The following is a 24,998-nucleotide window of genomic DNA, read 5'->3' on the forward strand; positions in this document are numbered from 1 at the left end:
ACCAATAGCAAAGAGGTAGGAAAATGATTTCGAAGTTTATTGAAAAAAGAATGCTAAACATGTTAGACGAGTGGTATTCCGCAATGAGCAAACGCAAAATGAATCACGTTTGCACACTGAAAGAGAAAATTGACCAGCACCTTCCGAAGATCAAAAAAAACACAAGACTTTGGATGCGTTATCAATTGTTTCAGGCCCGCCATCAGCTGCTTTTTGAAAACCAGAACGGACTCGATTCATTGTTCGATGACCTATATGGCCTGGAAGACATAATGGATGATGAATTGAAATATTATCTGTATTTTTTCTCTGGGTTATACGAGATGGTAAAAACAGCTCCGAAACATGCAGTACATCATTTTAAAAAAGCTGAACAGTACCTGGCCGCCATTCAAAATACGTTTGAAGCCGCTGATTTATATTATCAAACCGCCGGCGCCTATTACTTGATGAAATCACCGCCGCTTTCCATCCAATACGTCAAAAAAGCATTACACATCTATTTGCACCAATTCGGCTATATCAAAAAGGTAATCACCTGTAAACTTTTGCTCGCCGTGAATTATATTGATCAAGAACGCTATGAAAAAGCTGAACAGCTTTTCAAAGAAATCATTAAGAAAACCCAGCAACTACATGACGAAAACCTGCTATGCCACGCTTATTATAACCTTGGCTTTTTAAAAGCGACCGAGAAAAAAGACCAGGAAGCGCTTCTTTACTTTAGAAAAGTATTAAAGAATCAAGAATTTGAAATGAATTCACCAGTCTCATATCTTCATTGTGTGTACGAGTCTGTCAGAGCGCTTTTTAAAACAGGGAACATCACAGAAGCTAAAGCCGTCCTTCAAAAAGGAAAAGAATTATCTGAAAAGGTAGACATTCAAACCATTTATTTAAAATTAAAAACGCTTGAAGCCCTCTACACATCAGCCGAAGACCCTTATGAGCAGTTGCTCGAATATGTGCTTGAATTAGAAAAAATCGAGGCGTGGGTGGATTTAGAAGTGCTGTTAGAAGATATTACGGAATACTACAAAAAAAAGGACGATTTCGAAAAAGCCGCTTTTTTTATCATGCGCGGCTGATTGAAAAACGCCCATTTTCTTATTATCTGACTGAATTGATTAAACCGAGCATTTGATCTCCCATTGTGATCGTTCTGCTGTTCAGCTGATATGAACGCTGGGACGTGATCAAATCTGTCATTTGTTCTGAAATATCGACATTGGACATCTCAAGTGAGCCCTGCTGCATGCCGATGTTTTGTCTATTAGCGCCGTTCAGCTCTTCAAAAGCTGCCGCATTATCAATAGAGAAAAGGTTATTCCCTTCGGATTTCAGCTCTTGAGGGTTATTCACTTGGACAACGCCAAGATTAAACCGCTGAACCGCGTTTCCGTCAGATGCGGTTAAGGTGCCGTTCTTATTGATGGTGATATTCTTCATTGAGCTGTCGATGTTCACTGTATTGCCGTTCTCATCAAGTACGGGATACCCATTTCCAGTGACAAGCTGCAGCTGGTTGGCATTCGCAGCGGACGGCGTTACATACAGCGCCCCGTCCCTCGTATACTGGCGGTTTCCATTTACATTTACCTGAAGATACTGGTATGGAGACGTAAATGCGATATCCAGATCGCGATCGGTCTTCTGAATGCTTCCTTGATCAGAGACCAGGCGTGAATTCATCATCGCTCCAACGCCAAGGCGCAAGCCGGGCGGCGTTTTTCGGGCTTTTGCCACTTCCTCGTTTTTTTCATCAACCTGATCGAATTGCTGTCTGACAAGCTCAGAAAAATTCGTATCTTTTGCCTTATAGCCGGTTGTGTTGCTGTTTGAAAGGTTGCTGCTGATTGTGTCAATCTGCTGCTGCAGCTGGTTTAAGGTTGTTGATGCCGTTAGCATTGACCTGAGCATAGTTGATGTCCCCCGTTTTTTCTTCCGTTATCTTAAATTTTTCCAATTTCATTTGCTGCTTTATCCATACTTTTATCGTAAGCCTGAATAACCTTCTGATTCGCCTCAAACGATCTGTACGCTTCAGTCATTTCTGTATAGGCGCTTGTCACATCCACGTTTGAAAGCTCTGAGACGCCTTGTTTTAATGAATAGGCTACCTGATTATTTCCGGCTGCGCTTGGCAGATCATTACCGTCCGCCGTGCTGTACAAATCATTTCCGTCCCGTTTGAGATTGCGGACATCTTCCGCCATTCTGACATCAATCTGGCCGGCTGTGCGTCCGTTCGTTGTCACAGTACCGTTTTCAGACACAGTGAAATTCTCATTATCAACAGTGATTGGCTGGCGATCCGTCGATAAAATAGGGCGTCCGTTGATCGTCAGCTGATTGTTTTCATTTAGTGAAAATGTGCTGCTTTTTGAATAACGGATTCCATCCGCTGTTTGAACCGGATAAAAAAGAGCAGCTTTTTCATTGGTTTCCGCATTCATCGGAACTTGATTTTCGATCAATGCAATGTCTGTAGGCTGGTCTGTGGACTTCAGGCTTCCCTGTGTAAAGAGAGGCTTGAGCTCCTGCATATATACTCCGGTATTCACGGAACCGATTTCCGTCCTTGATGTCCCGGCCGGAGATTTTGATTCTATTCTGCTGAGCAGCATCTCAGGGAACGCGCGCATAGAGCCTTGATCAGCTTTATATCCTGATGTATTTGCGTTAGCAATATTATTTGAAAGCATTTCCGTTCTTCGCTGCTGGGCAATCATTGCGGATGTTGCTGTATATAATCCTTTTAACAAATTTCCCACCTCTAAAAATGGCATTTTTTCCAGTTGTCATATAGGAACGTTCGTTCTATAATAAAAACTCAGTATTTTATCCTATTATCGTCATTTAACATCTTTTCGTGAAGGCTTTTTCATAAAAAAACCTCATTCTTTTTCAGAATGAGGTTTGTGAAATCAGCTTAGTTTGCGTTTAGGAAGCTTGTCCATATTATCAAGCATGACACCTGTGCCGATGGCTACGCAATCCATAGGATTTTCAGCAACGAGGACCGGTACCTTCAGCTCTTCAGCAAGCAGCTGGTCAAGGCCGTTTAAGAGCGCGCCTCCGCCGGTAATAATAACGCCGCGGTCAATAATATCAGCAGAAAGTTCAGGCGGTGTTCTTTCGAGCACTTGTTTCGCAGCCTGAACAATAACAGCGACAGATTCACGAAGGGCTTCTTCAACTTCTTTACTGTTTACTGTAATTGTTCTTGGAAGTCCGGAAACCATGTCCCGTCCGCGAATGGAAATTTCCTCGTGACGTGCGTCTGGGAAAACAGTTGCGACTTTAATCTTAATATCCTCCGCAGTACGTTCGCCGATCAGCAGCTTGTACTCGCGTTTGATATAATTTAAGATTTCCATGTCAAACTTGTCCCCAGCCATTTTAATAGAAGAGGAGGTGACAATATCGCCCATTGAAATAACCGCGATATCCGTCGTCCCGCCTCCGATGTCTACAACCATGTTACCGCTTGGCTGGAATATTTCCATACCCGCGCCGATAGCGGCAACTTTAGGTTCTTCTTCAAGGTACACATGTTTCCCGCCGCTTTTTTCTGCAGCTTCTTTAATTGCTTTTTGCTCAACGGATGTAATATTCGTCGGGCAGCAAATGAGCATGCGCGGCTTTGAGAACAGGCCTTTTACATTCAGCTTGTTAATAAAATGTTTCAGCATTGCTTCTGTTACTTCAAAGTCAGCAATAACTCCGTCTTTCAGCGGGCGAATCGCAACAATATTCCCAGGTGTACGTCCAACCATTCGTCTTGCCTCTTCGCCAACCGCCAGCACTTTGCCGCTGTTTTTATCAAGTGCAACAACGGAAGGTTCATTCAGAACAATTCCTTTACCTTTAACATGGATCAGTACATTTGCAGTACCGAGGTCAATACCAATATCCCTTGCAAACATCTATTTATATCCTCCTTGAAAATCTGTTTCACAGTAAATATCCACATTGTGCCCTAATTATATATATTATCATAAAATATAGAAAAAAAGTTGGAAGCACAATAAGTTCTTTACAAATTTTTGCGGATGTTTTATGAACGATTTCAAGAAGGCAATGCCAGGTGATTACGATTGCTGAACAGGCTCTCCTTCAAGAATTTCATCTTTTTTATATTTGAGCTTTGTCGCTTCTCCTCCTCTTAAATGCCTGATGGATTTATGATAATCGAGTATTTCTTTCACTTCGTTTGCCAAGTCGGGGTTAATTTCAGGCAGACGCTCTGTTAAATCCTTGTGTACTGTACTTTTGGAAACACCAAATTCCTTCGCAATGACACGAACGGTTTTCTTTGTCTCCACGATGTACTTCCCTATCTTGATTGTTCGCTCTTTGATGTAATCGTGCACACCACTCGACCTCCCTAAAATGGATGTGAGAAGTGTGAAATGAGATCCGTATTCTGTAAAGAGTCGTTCATTATGCCGCTTCTTCGTTGTATGGTTTTAAAAGTAAGTTTGTGAAATATGCCCACGATCCCTCACCTCAAACACTCTCTTTGTTAGGTTTGTAACAGTGTATTAGCATTCTTTTGGGAATATGCTAAAAACTCAATAAGGACAAGGGGTGAAACGAACTTTTTCAGATTCAGCAAACTATTTCGCGTCACTAAATTTTCATCTTTACAACTATTGATCGCTCCTGTAAAATGAAATAAGCAATTAGTTACTTAGGTAAGTTTTTTAGAAGGAGACCGACATGTCCTACGTCAACAGACACCTCATTCATCAAATCAACCAAAGCGCCCGCCTGATTGCCAAGAAAGCCAATGAACAGCTAGAGCCATTCGGCCTTTATTCATCTCAATGGTCAGTTTTATATTGTTTGCGTACGATCGGACCAATGACTCAAAAAGAGATTTGGTCCTATTTAAATGTGGAAGCGCCGACTGTGACTCGGACGATCAAACGCCTGGAGGAGAACGGCTGGGTTCAGAGACGGCAAGGTGAAGACAAACGGGAAAAACTTGTTGTCCTCACAAAAGAAGCCGAGAAAAAATACGAAGAAATCAATGTGAAAATGCTGAAATTCGAGGAAGAGCTGCTTGCAGATTTCCGGGATGAAGATAAAGAAGCTTTTTCTCATTTATTCCGCATGTTTTTACAACAATGAAAATAAGGAAGTGACATACATTTGAAAAAAGCGGATGCGATATGGACCAAGGATTTTATTATGGTCCTGCTTGTCAATTTATTTGTGTTTGTGTTCTTTTATACATTTTTAACTGTATTGCCGATCTATACACTGCAAGAGCTTGGCGGCACAGAATCACAAGGCGGGCTTTTAATCAGCCTGTTCCTTCTGTCTGCGATCATTACACGGCCTTTCTCCGGAGCCATCGTTGAGCGTTTCGGGAAGAAAAGAATGGCGATTGTATCAATGGCGCTCTTCGCCCTATCATCTTTTCTGTATATGCCGATTCATAACTTTTCCCTGCTGCTCGGATTGCGGTTCTTCCAAGGAATTTGGTTCAGCATTTTAACGACTGTTACAGGTGCAATTGCCGCTGATATTATTCCAGCCAAACGGCGCGGTGAAGGGCTTGGATACTTTGCCATGTCTATGAACCTCGCTATGGCGATCGGGCCTTTCCTTGGTCTGAATTTGATGAGAGTGGTAAGCTTTCCTGTATTCTTTACAGCCTTTGCGCTGTTTATGGTTGCGGGCTTACTTGTTTCGTTCTTGATAAAAGTGCCGCAAAGTAAGGACAGCGGCACGACTGTATTCCGTTTTGCGTTCTCGGATATGTTTGAAAAGGGCGCACTCAAAATTGCGACGGTCGGTTTGTTTATTTCTTTCTGTTATTCAACAGTCACATCATATCTGTCTGTATTCGCCAAATCAGTTGACCTTTCGGATATCAGCGGATATTTCTTTGTTTGCTTTGCGGTGACAATGATGATTGCACGCCCGTTCACAGGGAAATTGTTCGACAAAGTCGGACCGGGCATTGTCATTTATCCATCAATCCTGATTTTCTCTGTTGGACTCTGCATGCTGTCCTTCACACATAGCGGCTTAATGCTTCTGCTTTCAGGGGCGGTTATCGGTCTTGGCTACGGATCAATCGTTCCTTGCATGCAAACATTGGCGATTCAGAAATCTCCGGCTCACCGCTCCGGTTTTGCAACGGCAACGTTCTTTACCTTCTTTGACAGCGGAATTGCTGTAGGATCGTATGTATTCGGATTGTTTGTAGCATCTGCCGGCTTCTCTGCCATTTATTTAACAGCGGGGCTGTTCGTTTTAATTGCTCTGCTTCTCTATACGTGGAGCCAGAAAAAACCTGCAGAGGCTGAAGGAAAAGTGTCTATTGCAGAATAAATTTCAGGCTGCCGGGAAATCCCGGCAGTCTTTTTTGCATATAAAAAACGGCGTCCCTCTCGGTTGAACGAGAGAACGCCGCTTATAGCAATTATTCAATGACAGGCCGCGCAGGTGAATCAGGATCTAACGAAAAATCATAGGACGCTTCATCACGAAACATCGGATCGGCATAAATGGATTGCTGATCGTTTTTTGTTGCTTTTCGATACGAAGAGAATGAATCATATTCTTTCTTTTTCCACATCCATATGCCGTCTTGATCCGCTTCCTTGTGGTACACGTTATGATTGACCGTATTTCCTTCATTTTCTGTAAAATCGTTTCCGATAAATAATCTGGAATCACCGGCGGTCAATATATTCTTTTCAATTGTGTTGTTTTTCGTATCGTACTGCAGCAGCAGCTGTCCGCCATACAGTCCCTTTGTGTCATTCCGGTACATAATATTGCGGGCAATCAGAGAATTGCTGGTGCCGCCCCGCTTTTTGTCATATCCTCCGATTGAAATACCGGTGTACGCATTGTTGTACACTTTGTTGTCAGTGATCTGAATGGCATTTGCATACTTTCCTTTGTGTTCAGACGTTGCTTCAATCCCAATATCGTTATCGTAAACTGTGTTGTTCTTAATTTCGATATCGTGTCCTCCATCGACATAAATCCCGCCCGCTGAGTATTCATCTCCATAAGCAGGATTGCCGTAAGTCGAGTTTTGATAAACTGTATTGTTTTCTACGACTCCGTTTCGCACGTAATCGTTTTTATCCGCGGTTCCCTCATAACCAATTAGATCAATCCCGATGTTATTATTGTTGCGGACCACATTGCCTGCAACTGTGAAGCCGTCGATATTACCGTTCAGCACAACTGCTTCACTCGCTCCAAGCGTCAGTTTCTCAACTGTATTGTCCTCGATTCGGATGTCTTTCATGCTGCCAGTCCCATAAACTGCGATTCCGTGAGCATTTCCTTCATCCGCTGTTGTCTTAATCCCCCGGATGTGATTATCCTTAATGGCGATATGACTGCTGGACCCTGATACATAAATCCCTATAGCAGTTGCTTCCTCAGATGAAACAGAAAGATCTTGAATTGTTAAACCGCTGATGGCAATGTCATGTTTATCGTGAATACGAATAAGCGGTGTTTCATATTCAGCGTCCGTAACGGATTCACCGCTAATCACGACGTTTTCATTTTCATAGTTTCGGAATGTGATAGGCTTTCCGTCCGTACCGCTGTGCTTTACATCAAGGGTCTCATGATACGTGCCCTCCCGAATCATGACAGTTGTGCCGGCAGCAGCCTTCTCAGATGCGTGTGCCAATGTACGAAACGGCTTTTCTTTTGTTCCTTCATTTTGATCACTGCCATTTGGCGAAACATACAGATAATCCCCAGATCCTTCCTCATTCGCTTTTGTCTTATCGTAAACGAAAGCGAGGATGACAGCCGTTAAAACACCCGCCAAAAGAATAAAATACCATTTTCTCATTTTCGATTCCCATTTCGTTTTAGAATAGATTTCTAAAACCATTATAAATGTTCTATTTATGGAAAACCATTCAAAAATATGAAAATATACCGTCTAAATAGATCTTATTCAGCCTGACTGACCTGCGCATGTTCAACCGTTTCAATTGCCAATGATGCAGGCGGGTGAACACGCATCAGAACAATGTAGAAAAGAAAGGAGATTAGCACACCTACAAACCAAGAAATATCGTATAAGCTTTTCAATGCAGGAACATACATGCCAATCAGCGAAATCAGCGCCCCTAACATTGTGGCTGCAAACGCACGGTAATTGTAGCCCTTCCAATACACATACCGTCCTGTTTCGGAATACAGGTCATCTACCGAGAGCTCACGTTTGCGAATGATAAAATAGTCGGCCATCATCACGCCTGCCACCGGTCCAAGCATGCCGCCTATTAAGCCAAGAAACGCATACACGCTTGTCGCGCTCTCCATCAGCTTCCATGGAACCGTAAATAAAGCGAGCAACGCTGTGATAAAGCTGCCACGTTTGAAATTGATATATTTCGGCAGGGCATTCGCTATATCATAAGCGGGCGATACGATGTTCGCCGCGACATTTACAGAGATCGTGGCGATGCAGAGCGTGATCACGGACAAAACGATGACATAAGGGTTATCAAATCGCGCCAAAATATCGACAACATCCCAAATCGGCTCTCCGAACGCGACCTGCGAGCCGGAGGTCACCGTAATACTTGCGAATGCGAACAGCGCAAACGTTCCCGGCAAGCCGTAAAATTGTCCTTTGATTTGCTCTTTTTGTGTTTCAGCAAAGCGTGTAAAATCAGGTATATTTAAGATCAACGTCGCCCAGATGCCGATGATGCCAGTAACTCCGGCAGCAAACGGCCAGAATGTTTCTGAAAACGTATGAAACTTTCCTGGTTGAGAGTATATCGGGCCCAATCCTCCGGCAATATCAACGGCCCACCATACCATGCCGCCAAATACCAGATACACTAAAGGCCCTGCCCACACCTCAAAACGTTTAATCGACTCCATGCCGTGATGCAATACGAGTAAATGAATAGCCCAAAAGAATACAAAGGAAAGCAAACCGGACAAGTGAATGCCGAGAATGTTCCACTCGCCGCCAATTTCTCCCCAGCCTGGCCACATATTCAAAAGCAAAATGTTCAGTGCCGTGCTACCCGCAAATGTCTGGATGCCAAGCCACATGATAGCTGTAAACGCCCTTAGAAGCGCGGGGATATTCGCGCCGTATATCCCGTAAGAAGCCCGAATGATCACTGGAAACGGCAGCCCGTATTTTGTCCCCGCATGGCCGTTTAAGGCAAGAGCGCCAAATAGGATAAGTGATGCCGTAATAATGATCGCCAGCACCTGCCAAGGCGAAAGGCCGATCGCAATTAATCCTCCCACGGTCGCGTAGGTCGGTATGTTATGTATACATCCCATCCAAATGGAGGCAAAGTTCATTGCTTTCCACGTCCGTTTTTCCTGTCCCAAAGGCACCAGATCTTCATTGCTCAGCCTGTTGGATTGCTGCTGACTCTCTTTTAATTTCATAGCCGGCTCCCCTTTCCATATTGTCTATATGTCGTCACACGTTATGTTTTTTGACATTAGATGTCACTTAATATAACTGAAGAGTCAGACAATAACACTGGCTATGATATACAATTTTCCCGTTTGTATTTGAACAGCTTAAACAAGAAAAAGAGACAGACCTCAGAGCCCGTCTCTTTCTTAAGATGCAGTTTTCATTAATGCAGCAAATCTCACAGCCATTAACAGGCTTGCTCCGCCCGCTATAATCATAATGATTCCCATCATATCAAAATGGGCTGCCGTGATTTCTTTACCAAAAAGAATGCCAAGGATCACCGAAGACAAAATCGATCCTAGGTAACGGCAGGTTTGAAACAGGCCTGAAGTCGTTCCTACCATGTTGGAAGGACTCGTTTCCAGCATCGCTGCCTGAAGCGCGACATTGCCCAGTCCGTAGCCTATACCCAGGAGCGACAGAATGAGGCCTTTACCGATGGTCTGGACATTGATAAAAAAGATGGTTAAGAGCACGGCTCCAGCCGTCATCAAAAGCGCTCCCGCAAAGATCGGCTTGACGACACCAGATCGGTCGATCCATTTGCCGGTTAGAGGTGACACAACGATGCTCATTCCAGACATAAACAGCATAAACAGGCCGCTCGTTTGAACAGAAAGATGCATTTCATCCTGAAAGTAACTTGGCAAACCAAAAAATAAACAATAGAAGAAAACATTCAATAAAATAAACTGAACATACACGGCTGACAGGTTTCGCTGTATTTTAAACAGACGGACATCAATAAACGGCTTATCCGTTTTCAGCTCGCGCCAGACAAACGCACAGAGCAGAAGTAAGCCAAGCACACCTTCAACCGCATGCGGCGACGTGCTGAACGACAGCAAAAAGGATAGAAGGAAAATGATTCCCCCGGCAAATAAAACAATTCCAAGAATGTCGAGCTGCCGAATAATGGTTTTGATTCCTGCCCCTTTTTTCTGATCTTTCGGGAACATATACAGGCCCAGTAAGAAGCTGAGGAAAATAAACGGCAAATTAACGATAAAGATCGCCGGCCAGCCTCCCCATACAATCAAAAACCCGCCGACTGTCGGCCCCAGCGCCGTCATGGCGGACGCAAAAATAGAGAGTACAGCCAAGGCTGAAGCTTGGCGCTCATGAATATGATTCCGAATCAAGCCGACACCTGACGGATAAATCGCACTGCTCCCCACCGATTGAAACAGCCGCATGACCAATAATGTCATAAACGTCGGCGCAAACGGCGCTCCGATGGCAGAAACCGCAACAAGAATAAGCCCGAATAAAAACAAGCGTTTCCGCCCAATCAAATCACCGAGCTTTCCCGTTACGGGCTGCGCTACGGCACTCGCCAAGTAAAACGAGGAAATCAGCCAGGAAACCGTTGTAAACGAGAGGCGAAACTCATGCTGGATGCTATGGAGCGCAAGAGAGATCATAGACGAGTTCAGCGGATTCAGCATTGTTCCCGAAGCCACCGCTGTTAAAAAAACAGCCCGGCTTTTTTTCGATAACATCATTTCACTTGTTCCAGAAACTCTTCCGTTGTCCGCGATTTACCGATTCTCGGGAAAATAAAGCGCAGTGTGGCTTCATGCTCTTCATCGCTAAATGTGGACATGGCATCTGTAATAAAAATCTGCTGATAGCCAAGCTGAAATGCCTCCCGTGCTGTGCTTTCCACCCCGATATTCGTTGCGATGCCGCACAATACAATCGTATCAATGCCGCGACGTCTCAGCTGCAAGTCTAAATCTGTGCCAAAAAAAGCACCCCATTGCCGTTTTGTCACAGTATAATCGCCATCCTGCACACCGATTTCGGGAACAAATTCGGCCCAGTCCGCCGGCATTTCCCCTGAACCTCTCTGCGCAGGCTCATCCGTTTGCGGCTTCAGGGCGTCCGCTCCATCATGAAAGGCTACATTTACAAAGCTGATGAACCCGTTATGTTTCCGAAATTCATCTACGAGCTTTTTCGCGTTCGGGACAACCTGGCCGCTTTGATCAATCGGCACAATCCCCTTTTGTAAATCAATGATAACCAATGCTGTTTTTTGAAAATCAATGTTGAGTGTATTCATCATACGTTCCCTCCTGATACTGTTAGTGTTTCTCACATTGCATATTTTACTCTTCACACTGCCTAAGTTCTTTTATGATGCTTGTGAAATTCTCAGAAGGAACGTTTTCTCATGATTTTTCTTTTATGTAGTAGTAACAGGTTGTGCATACGAACAAACCGGCAAGCACTGTAATCATAAGGGGCGTCATCGCTTCATCACCTGCCTGCTGTCTATCGGTTCCTGCCTGAAAATGCCCATGAATTTGCGGCGGTCCATCCAAAGCAGGATAAGACACATAACCATTAATATCGTGCTAAGATCCTGCACGCCAATATCAAAACAATAGTTAATCAAGACGATGTTCACAATAATGGGCATAAAAATAACCGCCCCTAATGCAGCCGTTCGCGGAATCAGTAATAAAACAGCTGCCAGGATTTCACCAAAACCTATAAACAGTTCATAGACATGAGAATAACCGAAAAATGTCCACGCGATCGTAAACCCCTTCCCGGCAGCCGCCTCGATTTCAGGCGTCACCTCGCCAAACTGGCCAATTACCACTTTCGCCAGACCGTACACGAAAAAATTAAAGGCTAAAAACAATCGGAACGTCGCGGGAATCGACTTGCGTACCGCTTTCCTCAGCCTGCCGCCTTTCTTCATCATACATCCCCCTCAGTGTATTATTTGATATAGTACACTTAATACAGTATATAGTATTCTAATTAATGTCAATTCCCTTTTCAGCTCATATGAATAGCTTCTTTTATAGATACAAAGTCTTATATCGTAAAAAATGCCGTTCTCCTTTCTTTCCGTCCCTCGATAACATTCCTTAAAAACCATGTCAGGAAATCTTACATGAAAATGTTTTATCATTCTTTTTTCTCTATAATGAAGAAATATAATAATTGCTTTTTATTCTGAAAGATACGGAGGAATGAGACATGCAAATGGGCGATACAGTTTTTATGTTCTTTTGCGCTTTACTCGTGTGGCTGATGACCCCGGGATTAGCGTTATTTTATGGAGGAATGGTAAAGAGCAAAAATGTGCTGAGCACTGCCATGCACAGTTTCTCTTCCATTGCCATCGTTTCCATCGTTTGGGTGCTGTTCGGATATACACTTGCCTTCGCACCAGGCAATTCAATCATCGGCGGGCTGGAGTGGGCCGGCCTCAAAGGGGTCGGATTTGATCCGGGAGATTACAGCGATACCATCCCCCACTCGTTATTTATGATGTTCCAAATGACGTTCGCCGTTCTGACTACAGCGATTATTTCCGGGGCCTTCGCAGAGCGGATGCGATTCGGCGCTTTTCTTTTATTCTCGGTTTTATGGGCCTCTTTGGTTTACACACCCGTAGCGCACTGGGTATGGGGCGGCGGCTGGATCGGCCAGCTTGGAGCGCTCGATTTTGCTGGCGGCAATGTTGTTCATATTTCCTCCGGTGTGGCAGGACTTGTTCTTGCCATTGTGCTCGGCAAACGGAAAGACGGTACAGCGTCTTCTCCGCATAACCTCATTTACACCTTCTTAGGAGGAGCTTTGATTTGGTTCGGCTGGTTCGGCTTTAACGTCGGCAGCGCTTTGACTTTAGATGGTGTAGCCATGTACGCGTTCATCAACACAAACACCGCGGCTGCAGCCGGGATCGCCGGCTGGATCTTAGTAGAATGGATCATTAACAAAAAACCGACAATGCTCGGAGCGGTATCTGGCGCAATCGCCGGGCTTGTCGCCATTACGCCGGCTGCCGGATTTGTCACACCGTTCGCTTCTATTATTATCGGCATCATCGGCGGGGCAGTTTGTTTCTGGGGAGTATTCTCGCTTAAAAAGAAATTCGGATACGACGACGCGCTTGACGCCTTTGGCCTGCACGGGATCGGCGGCACATGGGGCGGAATCGCAACAGGATTATTCGCAACAACCTCTGTTAACTCAGCGGGCGCAGATGGGTTATTTTACGGTGATGCAAGCTTAATCTGGAAACAAATCGTCGCCATCGCCGCCACTTATGTTTTTGTATTTATTGTCACTTTCGTTATTATTAAAATTGTAAGCCTCTTCCTTCCCCTTCGCGCAACTGAAGAAGAAGAGTCACTTGGGCTTGACTTAACGATGCACGGGGAAAAAGCATATCAAGATTCTATGTGAGGAGTGACGCTATGAGCGGTCAAATGTTCAAGGTAGAAATTGTAACGCGTCCGGCAAATTTTGAAAAGCTGAAGCAGGAACTCGGAAAAATCGGAGTGACCTCTCTGACTTTCTCCAATGTACACGGCTGCGGCCTTCAAAAAGCACATACGGAGCTCTATCGAGGGGTAAAAATAGAAAGCAATGTATACGAGCGTTTAAAAATAGAAATCGTGGTCAGCAAGGTTCCTGTTGATCAAGTGACAGAGACCGCTAAAAGGGTGCTGAAAACGGGATCACCGGGTGACGGTAAAATATTTGTCTATGAAATCAGCAATACGATCAACATCCGCACAGGCGAAGAAGGACCTGAAGCACTTTAATATCGGTACGAGATTCGGACACTCCGGATCTCTTTTTTTGTGCACAGAATCCCCCCAGAAACCGCGATTCCTCTTCGAATTCTCTTCAAGCGCCGTTATTTCAGACAATCTCTATTTTTATTTGAAACTTTTCATGAGTAAGATTAGTCTACTAAATATAAAAATGTAAAAGGTGATTATTTGAACTACGAAATTTTTAAAGCAATCCATGGACTATCTCATCACAATTCAGTTCTCGATTCCATTATGGTCTTCATCACGGAATATGCCATTGTCGCCTATGCCCTTATCCTATTGGCAATCTGGCTGTTTGGGAACACACAAAGCAGAAAACATGTGCTATACGCAGGCATCACAGGAATTGCAGGCCTTGTGATCAACTATTTGATTACGCTTGTTTATTTCGAACCGCGCCCGTTCGTTGCGCATACAGTGCATACACTGATTCCGCATGCTGCGGATGCTTCATTTCCAAGTGACCACACGACAGGTGCATTAGCGATTTCTATTGCGATGCTTTTCAGAAACCGCAAAATCGGCTGGCCGCTTGTCATTTTTGGGCTTTTGACAGGCTTTTCGAGAATTTGGGTGGGACATCACTATCCGGTAGATGTATTGGGCAGCCTCGTTGTCGCCATCATTATCGGGTTCCTTTTCTTTAGATTTTCAGATCTGCTTCGCCCGTTCGTCGATTTGGTCGTGAGGATCTACGAAGCCATTATCAATAAACTGACGAAAAAACCAACCGATCAAAATTTCTAAGAAAGACAAAAGCCGGCGTCTGAAATCAAGACAGCCGGCTTTAATATTTCTCATACATCTCTTGTTTTCTTCGCTTCGCCAACACATATAAACCATAAAACAATCCAATTCCAACAGCATCGATGAGCACATCCCGGATACAACCATTCCTGCTGAAGAAGAGCTGAAGAACTTCTGTGAAAAAAGCAAACGCAAATGAGCCGGCTGCAGCTGATCTTATGCTGCCCCGCTGTTTCCACAGCAAATATGTCAGCACAAAGAAGGAAAACGCGTGTCCGATTTTTTGAATAAACGCTTCAGGTACAGTAAGCTCAGTAAAATCCATAACTAAAAATTGAGACAGATCAGGGTGCGGCTGAAAATGAAAAGCCACCGTTTGCGATACGACCATGCCGCTGAAGCTTTCCGTACAGACAGAAAGCAGGATAAAAAAGATCCAGCCTGCGAGCAATAGGCGGTTCATGACATAACCTCCTTTATAACGTACGTGCCTACATGTAACAACATAGACGGTAAAACAAAGCAAAAAGTAACAGAAAAAAACGCCCATCACAAGGATAGACGTTTTCTTCATTAAGACTGTTCAGTGTCTTCTGTTGTGCTGCTTTCTTTAGAACCAGATTTGTCAGTTGAATCATCCTTTTTCTCACCGGATTTTTCTTCTGTTCCTTTTTCAGTTGATCCGTCCTTTTTCTCGGAAGATTGCTGAATGGATTCTTCTGTTTCTTGGGTGGCAGCTTTTTCTTCAGCAGCTGCTGCTTTTTCAATAGAAGAAACTGGTTTGTCCATAAAGTTTAACGGATTCATTGCGACCCCATCTTTACGGATTTCAAAGTGCACGTGGTTTCCGCTGTCTTCACTGTAAAGGTTCTTGCCAGATTTTCCGATCACTTGATTTTGTTTTATTTTGTCACCTTGCTCAACGCTTACTTCGGAAAGAGATTGATACACAGTCGATAAACCGTCGGCATGTTCTACTTCCACAACATATCCCAGCACTGGATCTTTTTCAGCTTTAACAACCGTACCGCTCAGAGAAGCAGAGACATCGAAATCTTTTCCGTCTTTCTCAGCTAAGTCAATTCCTTTGCTTAGGCTGTACGTGTTATTATAGGTAACGAGTGCTGCTTCTTTCTCTTCTTTTGCGGCATCGGTTTCATAGAACTTTTTCACAACAGAAACGTTTTCAGAATCAACAACCGGCATTGCGACATTTTCCATTGACTTTCCTACTTCAACTGCATCGTCGTTGTTGTCATATGCGGAGTTTCCGCCGTTATCAGCCAACTGATCCTTTACCTCATCATTTGATACTGATTGATACCAAAGGACAGCTGTTAAAATGACGGCCGCACTGACTAAGTAAATTGCAGGGAACACCCAGCGTTTACGAAAAAACTGCTGAAGTTTTTTGACTTGAGAAGTTTTCTTTTCTTCCTCTCTCATTGTTTCATCACCTCAGCAACATTCTGAACACTTTTCTGAAAATATATACAACCTATCCAAAAAAACTTTTTTAGATGTAGTTTGCACAGACTGAACGAAAATATGTATTTTTTTGAGAGGAGTGCCAAAAACGTATGAACATGACATTGCGCCTTGCTGAAAATAAAGATCTGGAGGCTGTTGTGGCGATTTATAATTCAACGATTGCTTCTCGAATGGTAACAGCCGATACCGAACCGGTAACTCCTGAAGACCGGATGGAATGGTTTTCGGGACATACAGAGGCACGTCCGCTCTATGTGGCCGAGGATGAAAACGGAAACGTCGCTGCCTGGATCAGCTTTGAAACATTTTATGGAAGGCCAGCCTATAATAAAACAGCGGAAGTCAGCATATACATTGACGAAGCATGCCGCGGCAAAGGTGTTGGATCATATTTGCTTCAAGAAGCGCTCCGCATTGCCCCGAATCTTGGCATCCGCTCACTTATGGCCTTCATTTTCGGGCATAATAAACCAAGCCTGAAGCTGTTTGAAAAGCACGGGTTTGCAGAATGGGGACTATTCCCCGGCATCGCCGAAATGGACGGGAAAAGATACGATTTAAAAATTTTAGGGAGAGAGCTTTCATGATTAGTCTGGATAAAGATGAAAACGAAATTGAAAATCATAATGAAGAAAATAGCCTTGTTAAACAGGAGACTGCACCTGTTGAGCAGGAGACCCGCCAGCTGAGTGCCTCTGCTGTCAAGTCGCTATCCGACATTGCCAAGTGGGGCAAAATTTCTGGCATCTTGTTAATCATTATGGGATCGCTTGTCACTCTTTCTGTTTTGATGACAGTGATTGGCGCCATTCCGGGCGTACTGCTCATTATTTCAGGCGTATTTTTGATGCGCTCAGCAAAAGCAGCCGCGGAAGCCGACGGAAATCTAGCCGGCAGCGCTGGCGAAAGCATGCTTGAAAATTACGGGACATTTATAAAAATGCAGCTGTTTTATGCAGCATCCAGTATCGTTACTGTCCTGATCGGGATCATTGTAGCCATTTTCGTGCTGGTGGTAATCGGCATTGCTGCTTTTGAGAACACGCCTTCGTATGATGATCCGGATTCTTATTATTATGAGGATGATCCGGTGTTTGAATAATGATGAGACAGGACAGGGCATGAGTTCCATATAAACGGGACCATGCCTATTTTATTTGACTATTCAAAGCAGGCCGGCGTAAACACCAAATCCTGAAGCAAGCATACAATAGACATCTCTAGTAGAGGAAATCAACAAAGCAACGCTGTTACCCAGAAATGAATATCAAAAAAACGGATGAAGTCGGAATCAATCCGAAACCGCACTTTTTATTTCGGGTGTCTGCATGCAAAAAAACACACCCGGATCGTCTGGAAAATATTAACAATCCGGGTGCAGATCTTCTTTAATACATTTTTTTGCGTCTGTCTTCCTCAGTCAAAAATTCAACAAAACTCCGCATCGCAAAAGGCTCTTCCTTTATTTGTCGTGCGTAGGAGCTTTTCCGCTCTTCTGAAAGGATTTCGCTCTTTTTGATCCTGTTCAGCATATAGATGTGAACCGTTTTTTGGATTTGTTTATGCTGATAGCCTGCCTCTTTAAAAAATGCGAGCCCGAGCGCCGCCAAAAGGGCGAATATGCCTGCGCTGATCAGGGACTCCCTGTCAGCTGAAGCATGAAATAGAAAAGCAGCTAAATTAAAGAGAGAGAATGCAGCAAGCGGAATAGCAAGAAAACGGTAAATGACGGTTTTTTTCATGAAAGGCTGTACGGCCTTTTGAATTTTTTGCATTTCTGTTTTGATGAACCCCGGCATTTGTTCGACTCTGTAAAAGTTCATGTAATCCTCCCCCTTTATTTGATGTTTCAAGCTTCACGAACGTTATCATATGTGTTTATTTTAACGCAGGTGCAAGCTGGTTTTAAAGAAATCTGCCCGTATTTTTCACGAAGAATCTGGATCGCCGCTCTTTATTCTTTTAAAATGTGAGTGTTATAATTTGTAATGGGAATCAGATCACTGTTATTCATGGAATACTAATGGCAATCTTCTTGATAAATATGAATGAGCGGGGTTACAAAGTGAGTATTTCTTCCATCCTTTTATCACTTTTTTTCATTTTAAATATTCTTTTGGCCATCATTGTCATCTTCAAAGAACGGCGCGATGCCAGTGCATCTTGGGCGTGGCTGCTTGTTCTTTTCTTTATTCCCGTTTTAGGCTTTATTTTATACTTATTATTCGGCCATAATCTCAGACGCAAGCATTTGTTTCAATGGGAAGACCGGAAAAAGATTGGAATTGAAAGGCTGCTGAAGCATCAGCTTGAAGATTTAGAAACCAAGCAATTCCAGTTTAACAACCGGGCAACCTTTGATAACAAAGATTTAATTTATATGCTGATTATGAATAACCATGCTGTGTTTACAGAGGATAATTCAGTTGACGTCATTACAGATGGACGGGATAAATTTCAGCGGCTGCTGAGTGACATTTCAAAGGCTAAGGATCATATCCATTTACAGTATTATATTTATAAAGGCGATGAATTAGGCAAAAAATTGCGGGACGCTCTCATCCAAAAGGCAAAAGAAGGTGTTCAGGTCAGAGTGCTTTATGATGAACTCGGGTCTAGAACGCTGAGAAAAAAGTTTTTTAAAGAGCTTCGCGAGGCTGGCGGGCATGTGGAGGTCTTTTTCCCGTCAAAGCTCAGGCCGATTAACCTGCGGCTGAATTACCGGAACCATCGAAAGCTTGTGATCATAGACGGTATGACCGGTTATGTCGGAGGCTTTAACGTCGGAGATGAGTATCTAGGGCTTAATCCAAAATTCGGTTATTGGCGGGATACGCATATCCGGCTGCAAGGAACGGCCGTGCACGCCATCCAAACACGGTTCATCCTTGACTGGAACCAAGCTTCTCATCACCATACGCTGACATATATTCCAAATCACTTTCCTGATTACGGCCCAAAAGGCAACGTCGGGATGCAGATTGTCACAAGCGGCCCTGATTCGGAATGGGAACAAATTAAAAATGGCTACATCAAAATGATTTCAAACGCCAAGCGTTCCATTTTGATACAAACACCTTATTTTATCCCAGATGCAAGCCTGCTGGATGCTTTAAGGATCGCTTGCCTTTCGGGCATTGACGTTAACATTATGATTCCGAACAAGCCCGATCACGCCTTTGTATACTGGGCGACACTTTCGTATATCGGCGATCTGCTGAAAGCCGGAGCCACTGTCTATATTTACGATAACGGCTTTATTCACGCGAAAACCATCGTGGTGGATGACGAAATCGCGTCAGTCGGCACAGCCAACATTGATGTCCGAAGCTTCAGGCTGAATTTTGAGGTTAATGCATTTATATACGATATCACCATTGCTAAAAAACTGGTTTCAACTTTTAAAGAAGATTTGCTAGTATCCAGAAAATTCACCTATGAGGAGTATCTGCAGCGCCCGTTGTGGATTCGAATAAAAGAATCCGTCTCGCGGCTGTTGTCGCCGATCTTATAAGATGCGCCAAAAACCCCCGGCCTTTACGGCCGGGGGTTTTCCTGATGGTCACAGTAAATGATGATCGCATCCCGCAAAAAAGCGGCAAGACCTTCTCCATATTGATTGATTGAATCGGTAAATCGCTCGTCAGTGATATACACTTCCCCGAGTCCTCTGAAAATGTCGAGTGTGCAATCGTAATGATATTGGCAAATATGATCGCGAAATGCCCCCACAGCGGCCTGAATCTCTGCATCATCGGGCCCATGCTTCATTCGAGCCGCAATTCGTCTGTAAATCGAATCAAATTCAGCCATGATCGAGCTCCAATCATCTGCCGAGTATGCAGATGTCCTTTTCTCTGTTTCTTCTGCAATTTCCTTTCCATACAGCTTTCTGACTTCATCAGCGTATGTCTGCTGGTGCTCTTCAATGTCTTTCATGCTTAATCCGGCAAATAAATCCCTCTTATTCATCGTTTCCCCTCCATCAACGGACAAAAGCGTCCTGTCAATTGTTTGAATCATCTCATCCATTCTTTGTTTTTTCTTCATCAATATCTCCTTTTGCGACTGAAGTGCCGCTTTCCGGTCAAAATTCGGATGATCCAGCATCTCTTTAATCTCATCCAGACGAAACCCGATTTCCTTGAAAAATAAAATCTGCTGCAGTCTTTCCAGGTCTGCGTCACTGTACAAACGATACCCAGCATCAGTAAGCGCTGAAGGATTCAGAAGCTCAATATTGTCATAGTGATGAAGCGTCCGAATGCTAACGCCTGATATCTCCGCCACTTGTTTAACTTGATATTTCATACATAACACCTCCTCTTTTTTATCGTAAACAATCACGCAACGTTAGGGTCAATCCCCAAAATGTTATTTTCTATATACAAAACTTCTCACAAATAGTGTATAAAAGAAAAGTGAGTATTTTTTTGTAAAGGGGAGCCAGTATACATGAATCCTGAAACAATGAACAAAACCCTCATCAGCATTTCGAAATGGGGAAAAGCTACAGGCATTTTATTTATTATTATGGGCGCAATTACCGCGCTTTCAGGCGCGTTCTTTTTTCTAATCGGTGCCGTGCCAGGCGTACTGCAAATTATTTCCGGTATCTTTTTGATGAGGTCAGCTAGGGAAGCAGGCCAAATGGCTGAACACAATAGCGGACAGTCTGAAGACTTAATGCTGGAGAATTACGCGAAATTCGTAAAGATGCAAGGGATTTATTTGATCGTAAGCATTGCTGTATCCATTCTTGCGATTATCGCCTTCTTCATCTTTTTAATGCTTGGGATTGCTGATGGCCTTTTCAGCGATACGTACAGCACTTATTAATGAGAAAAACCCGGAGCTGGCTCCGGGTTTTTTATTATTCCGCTTCGCTTACCACTGTGAAGCGTTCATTTTTGTGTTCGGGATGTTCAAGCTCGTCCAACACGGCAATGGCATAATCTGCATAGCTGATATAGCTGTCGCCTTTTGCATTTACGATGACATTGTCTTTTCCTTTTTGGTAAGAGCCAGTCCGTTTTCCTGCTGGATCAAAAAATGCCGCAGGACTGAGGAACGTCCAGGAAATGGAGTCTGTCTGCTGCAAATCTTTCAGGTTCTCGCCTTGATTTGATGCAGTTGGCAAATATTCTTTCGGAAATTCCGGCGTATCCATTAAACGGGTTGTTTTGGCTTCATCAACAAACAGGCTTCCCGCTCCGCCAACAACAAGCAATCTTGTGTGCTTCGCGTCCTTTAAAATGCTGATGAGTGCTCTTCCTGCTTCAACATGAAGATGTTCTTGGCCGGGTGCTGCTCCAAAAGCGTTTACGACCGCGTCGAAAGGCTTGATGTCTTCCGCAGTCAGTTCAAACACATCTTTTTCCAAAACCGCTACGTCCTGCTCCTGCACTTTTGAAGCGTTTCTGACGATGGCTGTCACTTCATGGCCTCTTGTTTTCGCTTCTTTCAAAATCTCGTTTCCCGCTTTCCCGCTTGCGCCGATAATACCAATTTTCATTTTTCATTTCCTCCTTATTTGTAACAATTTTAGTTACATGTTAGTGGTGAGAAGTCATCCCTTTTGATTAAAAGAGATGATTCATAACATCTTTTAATGACTTGCTTGCCAGTTCATTTTCCATCGCTCTTTGCACACTTTCAAACGTTTCATCCAGAGCGTTCTGAATTTTTTTCCCTACCGGACATTTCGGATTCGGGTTTTCATGAACCGCAAAGAGTTCTTCTTGCTTTTGGACAGCCCGGTACACTTCTAAAAGAGAAATATCAGCAGGATCTTTTTTAAGGCTTGCACCCGGCACCCCTGCGCGTGATGTGAGAATATCAGCTTTTTTCAGCAGGCTGATCATTCTTCGCACGACTACTGGATTCGTGTTGACACTGTCTGCAATGATTTCTGAAGATGTTTTTTCATCCATCGAGATGAGGGATAAAATATGAATGGCAACAGCAAGACGGCTGTTAATCATGTTTTTTCACCACCGTTGTAACTATAATAGTTACATTTGATTCGTTTGTCAACATCTAATATACACTAAATACACGGGTTTTGTGCACCGTTTTTAGTCAATAGAACGGCCGGATGCACTCCGGCCGCGTCTTATCAGAATAAGAAATATCTTTGTCCAAGTGGGACATAATCGACAGGCTGGCAAGACAATTCCTCCCCGTCAGCAAAGACCTGATAGGTTTTTGGATCAATCTCAATCTTCGGCAAAGCCGAATTCAGCTTCATATCCAGCTTGCTCAGCTTTCTGATATTTTTGACTGGAGAAATCCTTTTTTCCAGCCCTAAGCTTTCCGCCACACCACGCTCTATGCTTGCCTGAGACATAAATGTAATCGAGGTTGAACGGTTGGCTTTTCCGTAAGACGCATACATTTGGCGCATGAAAACCGGTTCAGGAGTCGGGATGGACGCGTTCGGATCTCCCATTTGCGCACGTGCAATCATGCCGCCCTTTAAGACCAGTTCCGGTTTTACGCCGAAAAATACCGGGTCCCACAGTACGAGATCAGCAAGCTTCCCTTTTTCCACCGAGCCGACTTCATGGCTGAGCCCGTGCGTAATTGCCGGATTAATCGTGTATTTGGCAATGTACCGTTTTGCGCGCACATTGTCATTTCCGTTTTCGCCGGCAAGAGCGCCGCGCTGTTTTTTCATTTTATCGGCTACCTGCCATGTTCGGATGATCACTTCACCGACCCGCCCCATCGCTTGGGAATCCGATGATGTCATGCTGATCGCACCGATATCATGGAGAATATCCTCCGCGGCAATCGTCGCAGCCCTGATTCTGGAATGGCTGAACGCCACATCTTCAGGCACTTTCGCATCTAAATGGTGGCAGACCATCATCATGTCAAGATGCTCATCCATCGTATTAACGGTATAAGGAATGGTTGGCGTTGTAGATGACGGCAGAATGTTCGCGTAAGAGGCGAGCTTCATAATATCCGGGGCATGGCCGCCGCCTGCACCTTCAATGTGATAAGTATGAATGACCCGATCCCCGATCGCGTCGAGCGTGTTTTCCAAAAAGCCCGCTTCGTTAATCGTATCGGTATGGATGGCAACTTGAATATCAGTCTCGTCCACGACTTCCATACACGTTTTAATGGCGCTTGGCGTCGTGCCCCAGTCTTCATGAAGCTTAAGGCCGATGGCGCCTGCTTCCACCTGCTCGATCAGCGGCGCTTTATCGGATGCATTCCCTTTCCCTAAGAAGCCGACATTGATCGGAAACTCCTCGGCCGCTTCCAGCATCCTCGCCATATACCACGCCCCGGACGTACATGTTGTCGCTTTGCTTCCTGTAGCGGGTCCTGTTCCGCCTCCCAAAAGGGTCGTCACACCTGAAGAAAGCGCAACTTCCATCTGCTGAGGACAAATAAAATGAATGTGCGTGTCCACTCCCCCGGCTGTTAAAATTTTGCCTTCACCGGAAATCACCTCTGTCCCCGCTCCTATGACCATGTGCGGATCGACTCCATCCATGATATCAGGATTTCCGCTTTTTCCGACACCGACAATCCGGCCGTCTTTCACACCGACATCCGCTTTGACAATGCCTGTGTAATCCAATAGCACGACGTTGGTGATAACCAAATCCAAAGCGCCGTCCTTCCCTGTGATTCTGCCGTTTTGGCCCATGCCGTCGCGGATAGTTTTTCCGCCGCCAAAGATCATTTCTTCACCATATACTGTGAAATCCTTTTCGACTTCGATCCATAAATCCGTGTCGCCCAATCTGATTTTATCGCCCGTTGTCGGGCCAAACAGTTCCGCATATTCCTCCCGTGACATTTTCATCGGATTACACCCTCCATCCAGCCGGCTTGTTTTAAGTTGGCCAACGTTTTTTCTTTGCCGCGTTCATCGATAAACGTGTCGGCCATTCCGTTCAGCCCTCTAATTGTCTTGCGTCCTCTGATTTCCACTAGTGAGACCGTTTTCTGCTCTCCAGGCTCAAAACGGACCGACGTGCCTGATGGAACATCAAGACGCATGCCGATCGCCAGCTCACGGTCAAATAATAAAGCCCCGTTGGCCTCCGCAAAATGAAAATGCGAACCGACTTGAATGGAGCGTGATCCGGTGTTTTTTACCGTTACCTCCCGTATCTCACGCCCTTCATTAATCGTAATGGTTCCCTCAACAATTTGAAATGCTCCCGGCTTCATGACTTCACCTCCGCAGAAATTGGCTGATGTACCGTAACAAGCTTTACTCCATCCGGAAATGTGGCCTCCACCTGAATGCTGTCAAGCATCTCAGGCACCCCCTCCATCACATCTTTTTCCGTTAATACATGGCGGCCGGCTTCCATCAGCTCTGCTACTCCCTTCCCATCACGTGCGCCTTCCATAATAAAGCAGGTGATATAAGCAGCAGCCTCAGGATAGTTCAGCAGAACGCCCCGCGCCTTTCGCTGTTTGGCTAATTCCCCCGCTGCAAAAATGAGCAATTTTTCTTGTTCAACCGGTGTCAGTTTCATCTGTAGTCCTCCTTCTTTTGTCATATAAAGCAGATGCGGCTACTACGAATTTGCGGAACAGTCAGGCGGGACATCACCTCCCTTTCTTCGAGAATGGGGGTCATACGGTAAGATGTCTTTCAAAGCGGCATGCCGTTTCTTCATCAGCCTTGCCATGGTCAACAACCGTTCCCCTGTCGATCACAGAAAGAT

At 44.4% G+C, this 24,998-nt stretch carries 30 protein-coding genes; 11 read left to right on the forward strand and 19 right to left on the reverse strand.

Going from position 1 to position 24,998, the window contains the following annotated elements; all coding sequences use genetic code 11:
• Positions 1 to 23: 23 nt before the first annotated feature.
• Positions 24 to 1,088, forward strand: coding sequence for an aspartate phosphatase RapD (gene rapD / locus M1D65_RS18080; RefSeq protein ID WP_456270673.1), 1,065 nt, complete (start codon positions 24 to 26; stop codon positions 1,086 to 1,088).
• Positions 1,089 to 1,110: 22 nt separating this feature from the next.
• Here the strand turns inward: rapD and flhP are convergent, their stop codons facing one another.
• The 5 genes from flhP to M1D65_RS18105 all read right to left on the reverse strand — a co-directional run bounded on the left by flhP (position 1,111) and on the right by M1D65_RS18105 (position 4,501).
• Positions 1,111 to 1,920 (reverse strand): flagellar hook-basal body complex protein FlhP, encoded by an 810-nt coding sequence (flhP, locus tag M1D65_RS18085; protein ID WP_014478212.1) that lies wholly within the window; start codon positions 1,918 to 1,920, stop codon positions 1,111 to 1,113.
• Between the two features lie 32 nt (positions 1,921 to 1,952).
• On the reverse strand, positions 1,953 to 2,765 hold the full coding sequence (gene flhO, locus M1D65_RS18090) for a flagellar hook-basal body complex protein FlhO (protein WP_032727034.1): 813 nt from the start codon (positions 2,763 to 2,765) through the stop codon (positions 1,953 to 1,955).
• A gap of 162 nt (positions 2,766 to 2,927) precedes the next feature.
• Complete coding sequence (mbl, locus tag M1D65_RS18095) at positions 2,928 to 3,929, reverse strand: cell shape-determining protein Mbl (protein ID WP_003227776.1); 1,002 nt, start codon at positions 3,927 to 3,929, stop codon at positions 2,928 to 2,930.
• Between the two features lie 165 nt (positions 3,930 to 4,094).
• Entirely contained in the window at positions 4,095 to 4,376 is a 282-nt protein-coding gene (spoIIID, locus tag M1D65_RS18100) for a sporulation transcriptional regulator SpoIIID (protein ID WP_003221804.1), read from the reverse strand.
• A gap of 14 nt (positions 4,377 to 4,390) precedes the next feature.
• A complete protein-coding gene (locus M1D65_RS18105) occupies positions 4,391 to 4,501 on the reverse strand; it encodes a protein usd (protein ID WP_010886628.1) in 111 nt (36 codons plus the stop codon).
• A 224-nt stretch (positions 4,502 to 4,725) separates the two neighbouring features.
• On the opposite strand from M1D65_RS18105, the gene M1D65_RS18110 reads away from it, so the two are divergent.
• Together M1D65_RS18110 and M1D65_RS18115 are read left to right on the forward strand one after the other, a co-directional pair.
• Positions 4,726 to 5,139 (forward strand): MarR family winged helix-turn-helix transcriptional regulator, encoded by a 414-nt coding sequence (locus M1D65_RS18110; RefSeq protein WP_003227771.1) that lies wholly within the window; start codon positions 4,726 to 4,728, stop codon positions 5,137 to 5,139.
• Between the two features lie 21 nt (positions 5,140 to 5,160).
• Positions 5,161 to 6,351 (forward strand): MFS transporter, encoded by a 1,191-nt coding sequence (locus M1D65_RS18115; RefSeq protein ID WP_003227769.1) that lies wholly within the window; start codon positions 5,161 to 5,163, stop codon positions 6,349 to 6,351.
• A gap of 91 nt (positions 6,352 to 6,442) precedes the next feature.
• Here the strand turns inward: M1D65_RS18115 and M1D65_RS18120 are convergent, their stop codons facing one another.
• The 5 genes from M1D65_RS18120 to M1D65_RS18140 form a co-directional block, all read right to left on the reverse strand.
• Positions 6,443 to 7,849, reverse strand: coding sequence for a right-handed parallel beta-helix repeat-containing protein (locus tag M1D65_RS18120; protein WP_456270674.1), 1,407 nt, complete (start codon positions 7,847 to 7,849; stop codon positions 6,443 to 6,445).
• Positions 7,850 to 7,953: 104 nt separating this feature from the next.
• Positions 7,954 to 9,426 (reverse strand): allantoin permease, encoded by a 1,473-nt coding sequence (gene pucI / locus M1D65_RS18125; RefSeq protein ID WP_014481153.1) that lies wholly within the window; start codon positions 9,424 to 9,426, stop codon positions 7,954 to 7,956.
• 180 nt (positions 9,427 to 9,606) lie between these two features.
• Positions 9,607 to 10,965, reverse strand: a complete 1,359-nt coding sequence (locus M1D65_RS18130) for an MFS transporter (protein WP_456270872.1) — start codon at positions 10,963 to 10,965, stop codon at positions 9,607 to 9,609.
• A complete protein-coding gene (locus M1D65_RS18135; protein WP_038829842.1) occupies positions 10,965 to 11,534 on the reverse strand; it encodes a hydrolase in 570 nt (189 codons plus the stop codon). Before M1D65_RS18135 ends, M1D65_RS18130 begins: the two co-directional genes overlap by 1 nt.
• Before the next feature lie 183 nt (positions 11,535 to 11,717).
• On the reverse strand, positions 11,718 to 12,182 hold the full coding sequence (locus M1D65_RS18140; protein WP_072173785.1) for a hypothetical protein: 465 nt from the start codon (positions 12,180 to 12,182) through the stop codon (positions 11,718 to 11,720).
• A gap of 281 nt (positions 12,183 to 12,463) precedes the next feature.
• On the opposite strand from M1D65_RS18140, the gene amtB reads away from it, so the two are divergent.
• The 3 genes from amtB (at position 12,464) to bcrC (ending at position 14,802) form a co-directional block, all read left to right on the forward strand.
• Entirely contained in the window at positions 12,464 to 13,678 is a 1,215-nt protein-coding gene (gene amtB, locus M1D65_RS18145; protein ID WP_003227757.1) for an ammonium transporter AmtB, read from the forward strand.
• 11 nt (positions 13,679 to 13,689) lie between these two features.
• Positions 13,690 to 14,040 (forward strand): P-II family nitrogen regulator, encoded by a 351-nt coding sequence (locus tag M1D65_RS18150; protein WP_003221829.1) that lies wholly within the window; start codon positions 13,690 to 13,692, stop codon positions 14,038 to 14,040.
• A gap of 180 nt (positions 14,041 to 14,220) precedes the next feature.
• The gene (gene bcrC / locus M1D65_RS18155; protein ID WP_003243362.1) at positions 14,221 to 14,802 is read left to right on the forward strand and encodes an undecaprenyl-diphosphate phosphatase BcrC; all 582 of its coding nucleotides are present in this window, start codon (positions 14,221 to 14,223) and stop codon (positions 14,800 to 14,802) included.
• Between the two features lie 40 nt (positions 14,803 to 14,842).
• Here the strand turns inward: bcrC and M1D65_RS18160 are convergent, their stop codons facing one another.
• Both M1D65_RS18160 and spoIIQ read right to left on the reverse strand, forming a co-directional pair.
• A complete protein-coding gene (locus tag M1D65_RS18160; RefSeq protein ID WP_003227753.1) occupies positions 14,843 to 15,265 on the reverse strand; it encodes a VanZ family protein in 423 nt (140 codons plus the stop codon).
• A 110-nt stretch (positions 15,266 to 15,375) separates the two neighbouring features.
• Positions 15,376 to 16,248, reverse strand: coding sequence for a stage II sporulation protein spoIIQ (gene spoIIQ / locus M1D65_RS18165; protein ID WP_021480797.1), 873 nt, complete (start codon positions 16,246 to 16,248; stop codon positions 15,376 to 15,378).
• Between the two features lie 140 nt (positions 16,249 to 16,388).
• Between spoIIQ and M1D65_RS18170 the strand changes: the two genes are divergently transcribed.
• From M1D65_RS18170 to M1D65_RS18180, 3 genes are all read left to right on the forward strand, one after another.
• The gene (locus M1D65_RS18170; RefSeq protein WP_072173812.1) at positions 16,389 to 16,880 is read left to right on the forward strand and encodes a GNAT family N-acetyltransferase; all 492 of its coding nucleotides are present in this window, start codon (positions 16,389 to 16,391) and stop codon (positions 16,878 to 16,880) included.
• The gene (locus M1D65_RS18175) at positions 16,877 to 17,395 is read left to right on the forward strand and encodes a DUF5362 family protein (protein WP_070547938.1); all 519 of its coding nucleotides are present in this window, start codon (positions 16,877 to 16,879) and stop codon (positions 17,393 to 17,395) included. Before M1D65_RS18170 ends, M1D65_RS18175 begins: the two co-directional genes overlap by 4 nt.
• Before the next feature lie 158 nt (positions 17,396 to 17,553).
• A complete protein-coding gene (locus M1D65_RS18180; protein WP_456270675.1) occupies positions 17,554 to 17,685 on the forward strand; it encodes a hypothetical protein in 132 nt (43 codons plus the stop codon).
• On the opposite strand, the gene M1D65_RS18185 is transcribed toward M1D65_RS18180, so the two are convergent.
• Positions 17,682 to 18,116 (reverse strand): DUF5392 family protein, encoded by a 435-nt coding sequence (locus M1D65_RS18185; RefSeq protein WP_003244359.1) that lies wholly within the window; start codon positions 18,114 to 18,116, stop codon positions 17,682 to 17,684. The genes M1D65_RS18180 and M1D65_RS18185 overlap by 4 nt on opposite strands.
• A 242-nt stretch (positions 18,117 to 18,358) precedes the next feature.
• Between M1D65_RS18185 and cls the strand changes: the two genes are divergently transcribed.
• Positions 18,359 to 19,807, forward strand: a complete 1,449-nt coding sequence (gene cls / locus M1D65_RS18190; RefSeq protein ID WP_003243311.1) for a cardiolipin synthase — start codon at positions 18,359 to 18,361, stop codon at positions 19,805 to 19,807.
• Positions 19,808 to 19,830: 23 nt separating this feature from the next.
• On the opposite strand, the gene mta is transcribed toward cls, so the two are convergent.
• On the reverse strand, positions 19,831 to 20,604 hold the full coding sequence (mta, locus tag M1D65_RS18195; protein WP_120027576.1) for a transcriptional activator Mta: 774 nt from the start codon (positions 20,602 to 20,604) through the stop codon (positions 19,831 to 19,833).
• 144 nt (positions 20,605 to 20,748) lie between these two features.
• Between mta and M1D65_RS18200 the strand changes: the two genes are divergently transcribed.
• Positions 20,749 to 21,132, forward strand: a complete 384-nt coding sequence (locus M1D65_RS18200) for a DUF5362 family protein (RefSeq protein WP_003227738.1) — start codon at positions 20,749 to 20,751, stop codon at positions 21,130 to 21,132.
• Positions 21,133 to 21,166: 34 nt separating this feature from the next.
• Here the strand turns inward: M1D65_RS18200 and M1D65_RS18205 are convergent, their stop codons facing one another.
• The 5 genes from M1D65_RS18205 to ureA all read right to left on the reverse strand — a co-directional run bounded on the left by M1D65_RS18205 (position 21,167) and on the right by ureA (position 24,806).
• Positions 21,167 to 21,808 (reverse strand): NAD(P)-dependent oxidoreductase, encoded by a 642-nt coding sequence (locus tag M1D65_RS18205; RefSeq protein WP_015714860.1) that lies wholly within the window; start codon positions 21,806 to 21,808, stop codon positions 21,167 to 21,169.
• 67 nt (positions 21,809 to 21,875) lie between these two features.
• Entirely contained in the window at positions 21,876 to 22,277 is a 402-nt protein-coding gene (locus tag M1D65_RS18210; protein ID WP_003227734.1) for an Rrf2 family transcriptional regulator, read from the reverse strand.
• A 134-nt stretch (positions 22,278 to 22,411) separates the two neighbouring features.
• Positions 22,412 to 24,121: an urease subunit alpha gene (ureC, locus tag M1D65_RS18215; protein WP_038429770.1), complete on the reverse strand. Its 1,710-nt coding sequence runs from the start codon at positions 24,119 to 24,121 to the stop codon at positions 22,412 to 22,414.
• Positions 24,118 to 24,492 (reverse strand): urease subunit beta, encoded by a 375-nt coding sequence (gene ureB, locus M1D65_RS18220; RefSeq protein ID WP_041850426.1) that lies wholly within the window; start codon positions 24,490 to 24,492, stop codon positions 24,118 to 24,120. Before ureB ends, ureC begins: the two co-directional genes overlap by 4 nt.
• Entirely contained in the window at positions 24,489 to 24,806 is a 318-nt protein-coding gene (gene ureA, locus M1D65_RS18225) for an urease subunit gamma (protein WP_003227724.1), read from the reverse strand. Before ureA ends, ureB begins: the two co-directional genes overlap by 4 nt.
• Positions 24,807 to 24,998 lie beyond the last annotated feature (192 nt).

Source organism: Bacillus sp. JZ39 (genome assembly GCF_053903145.1).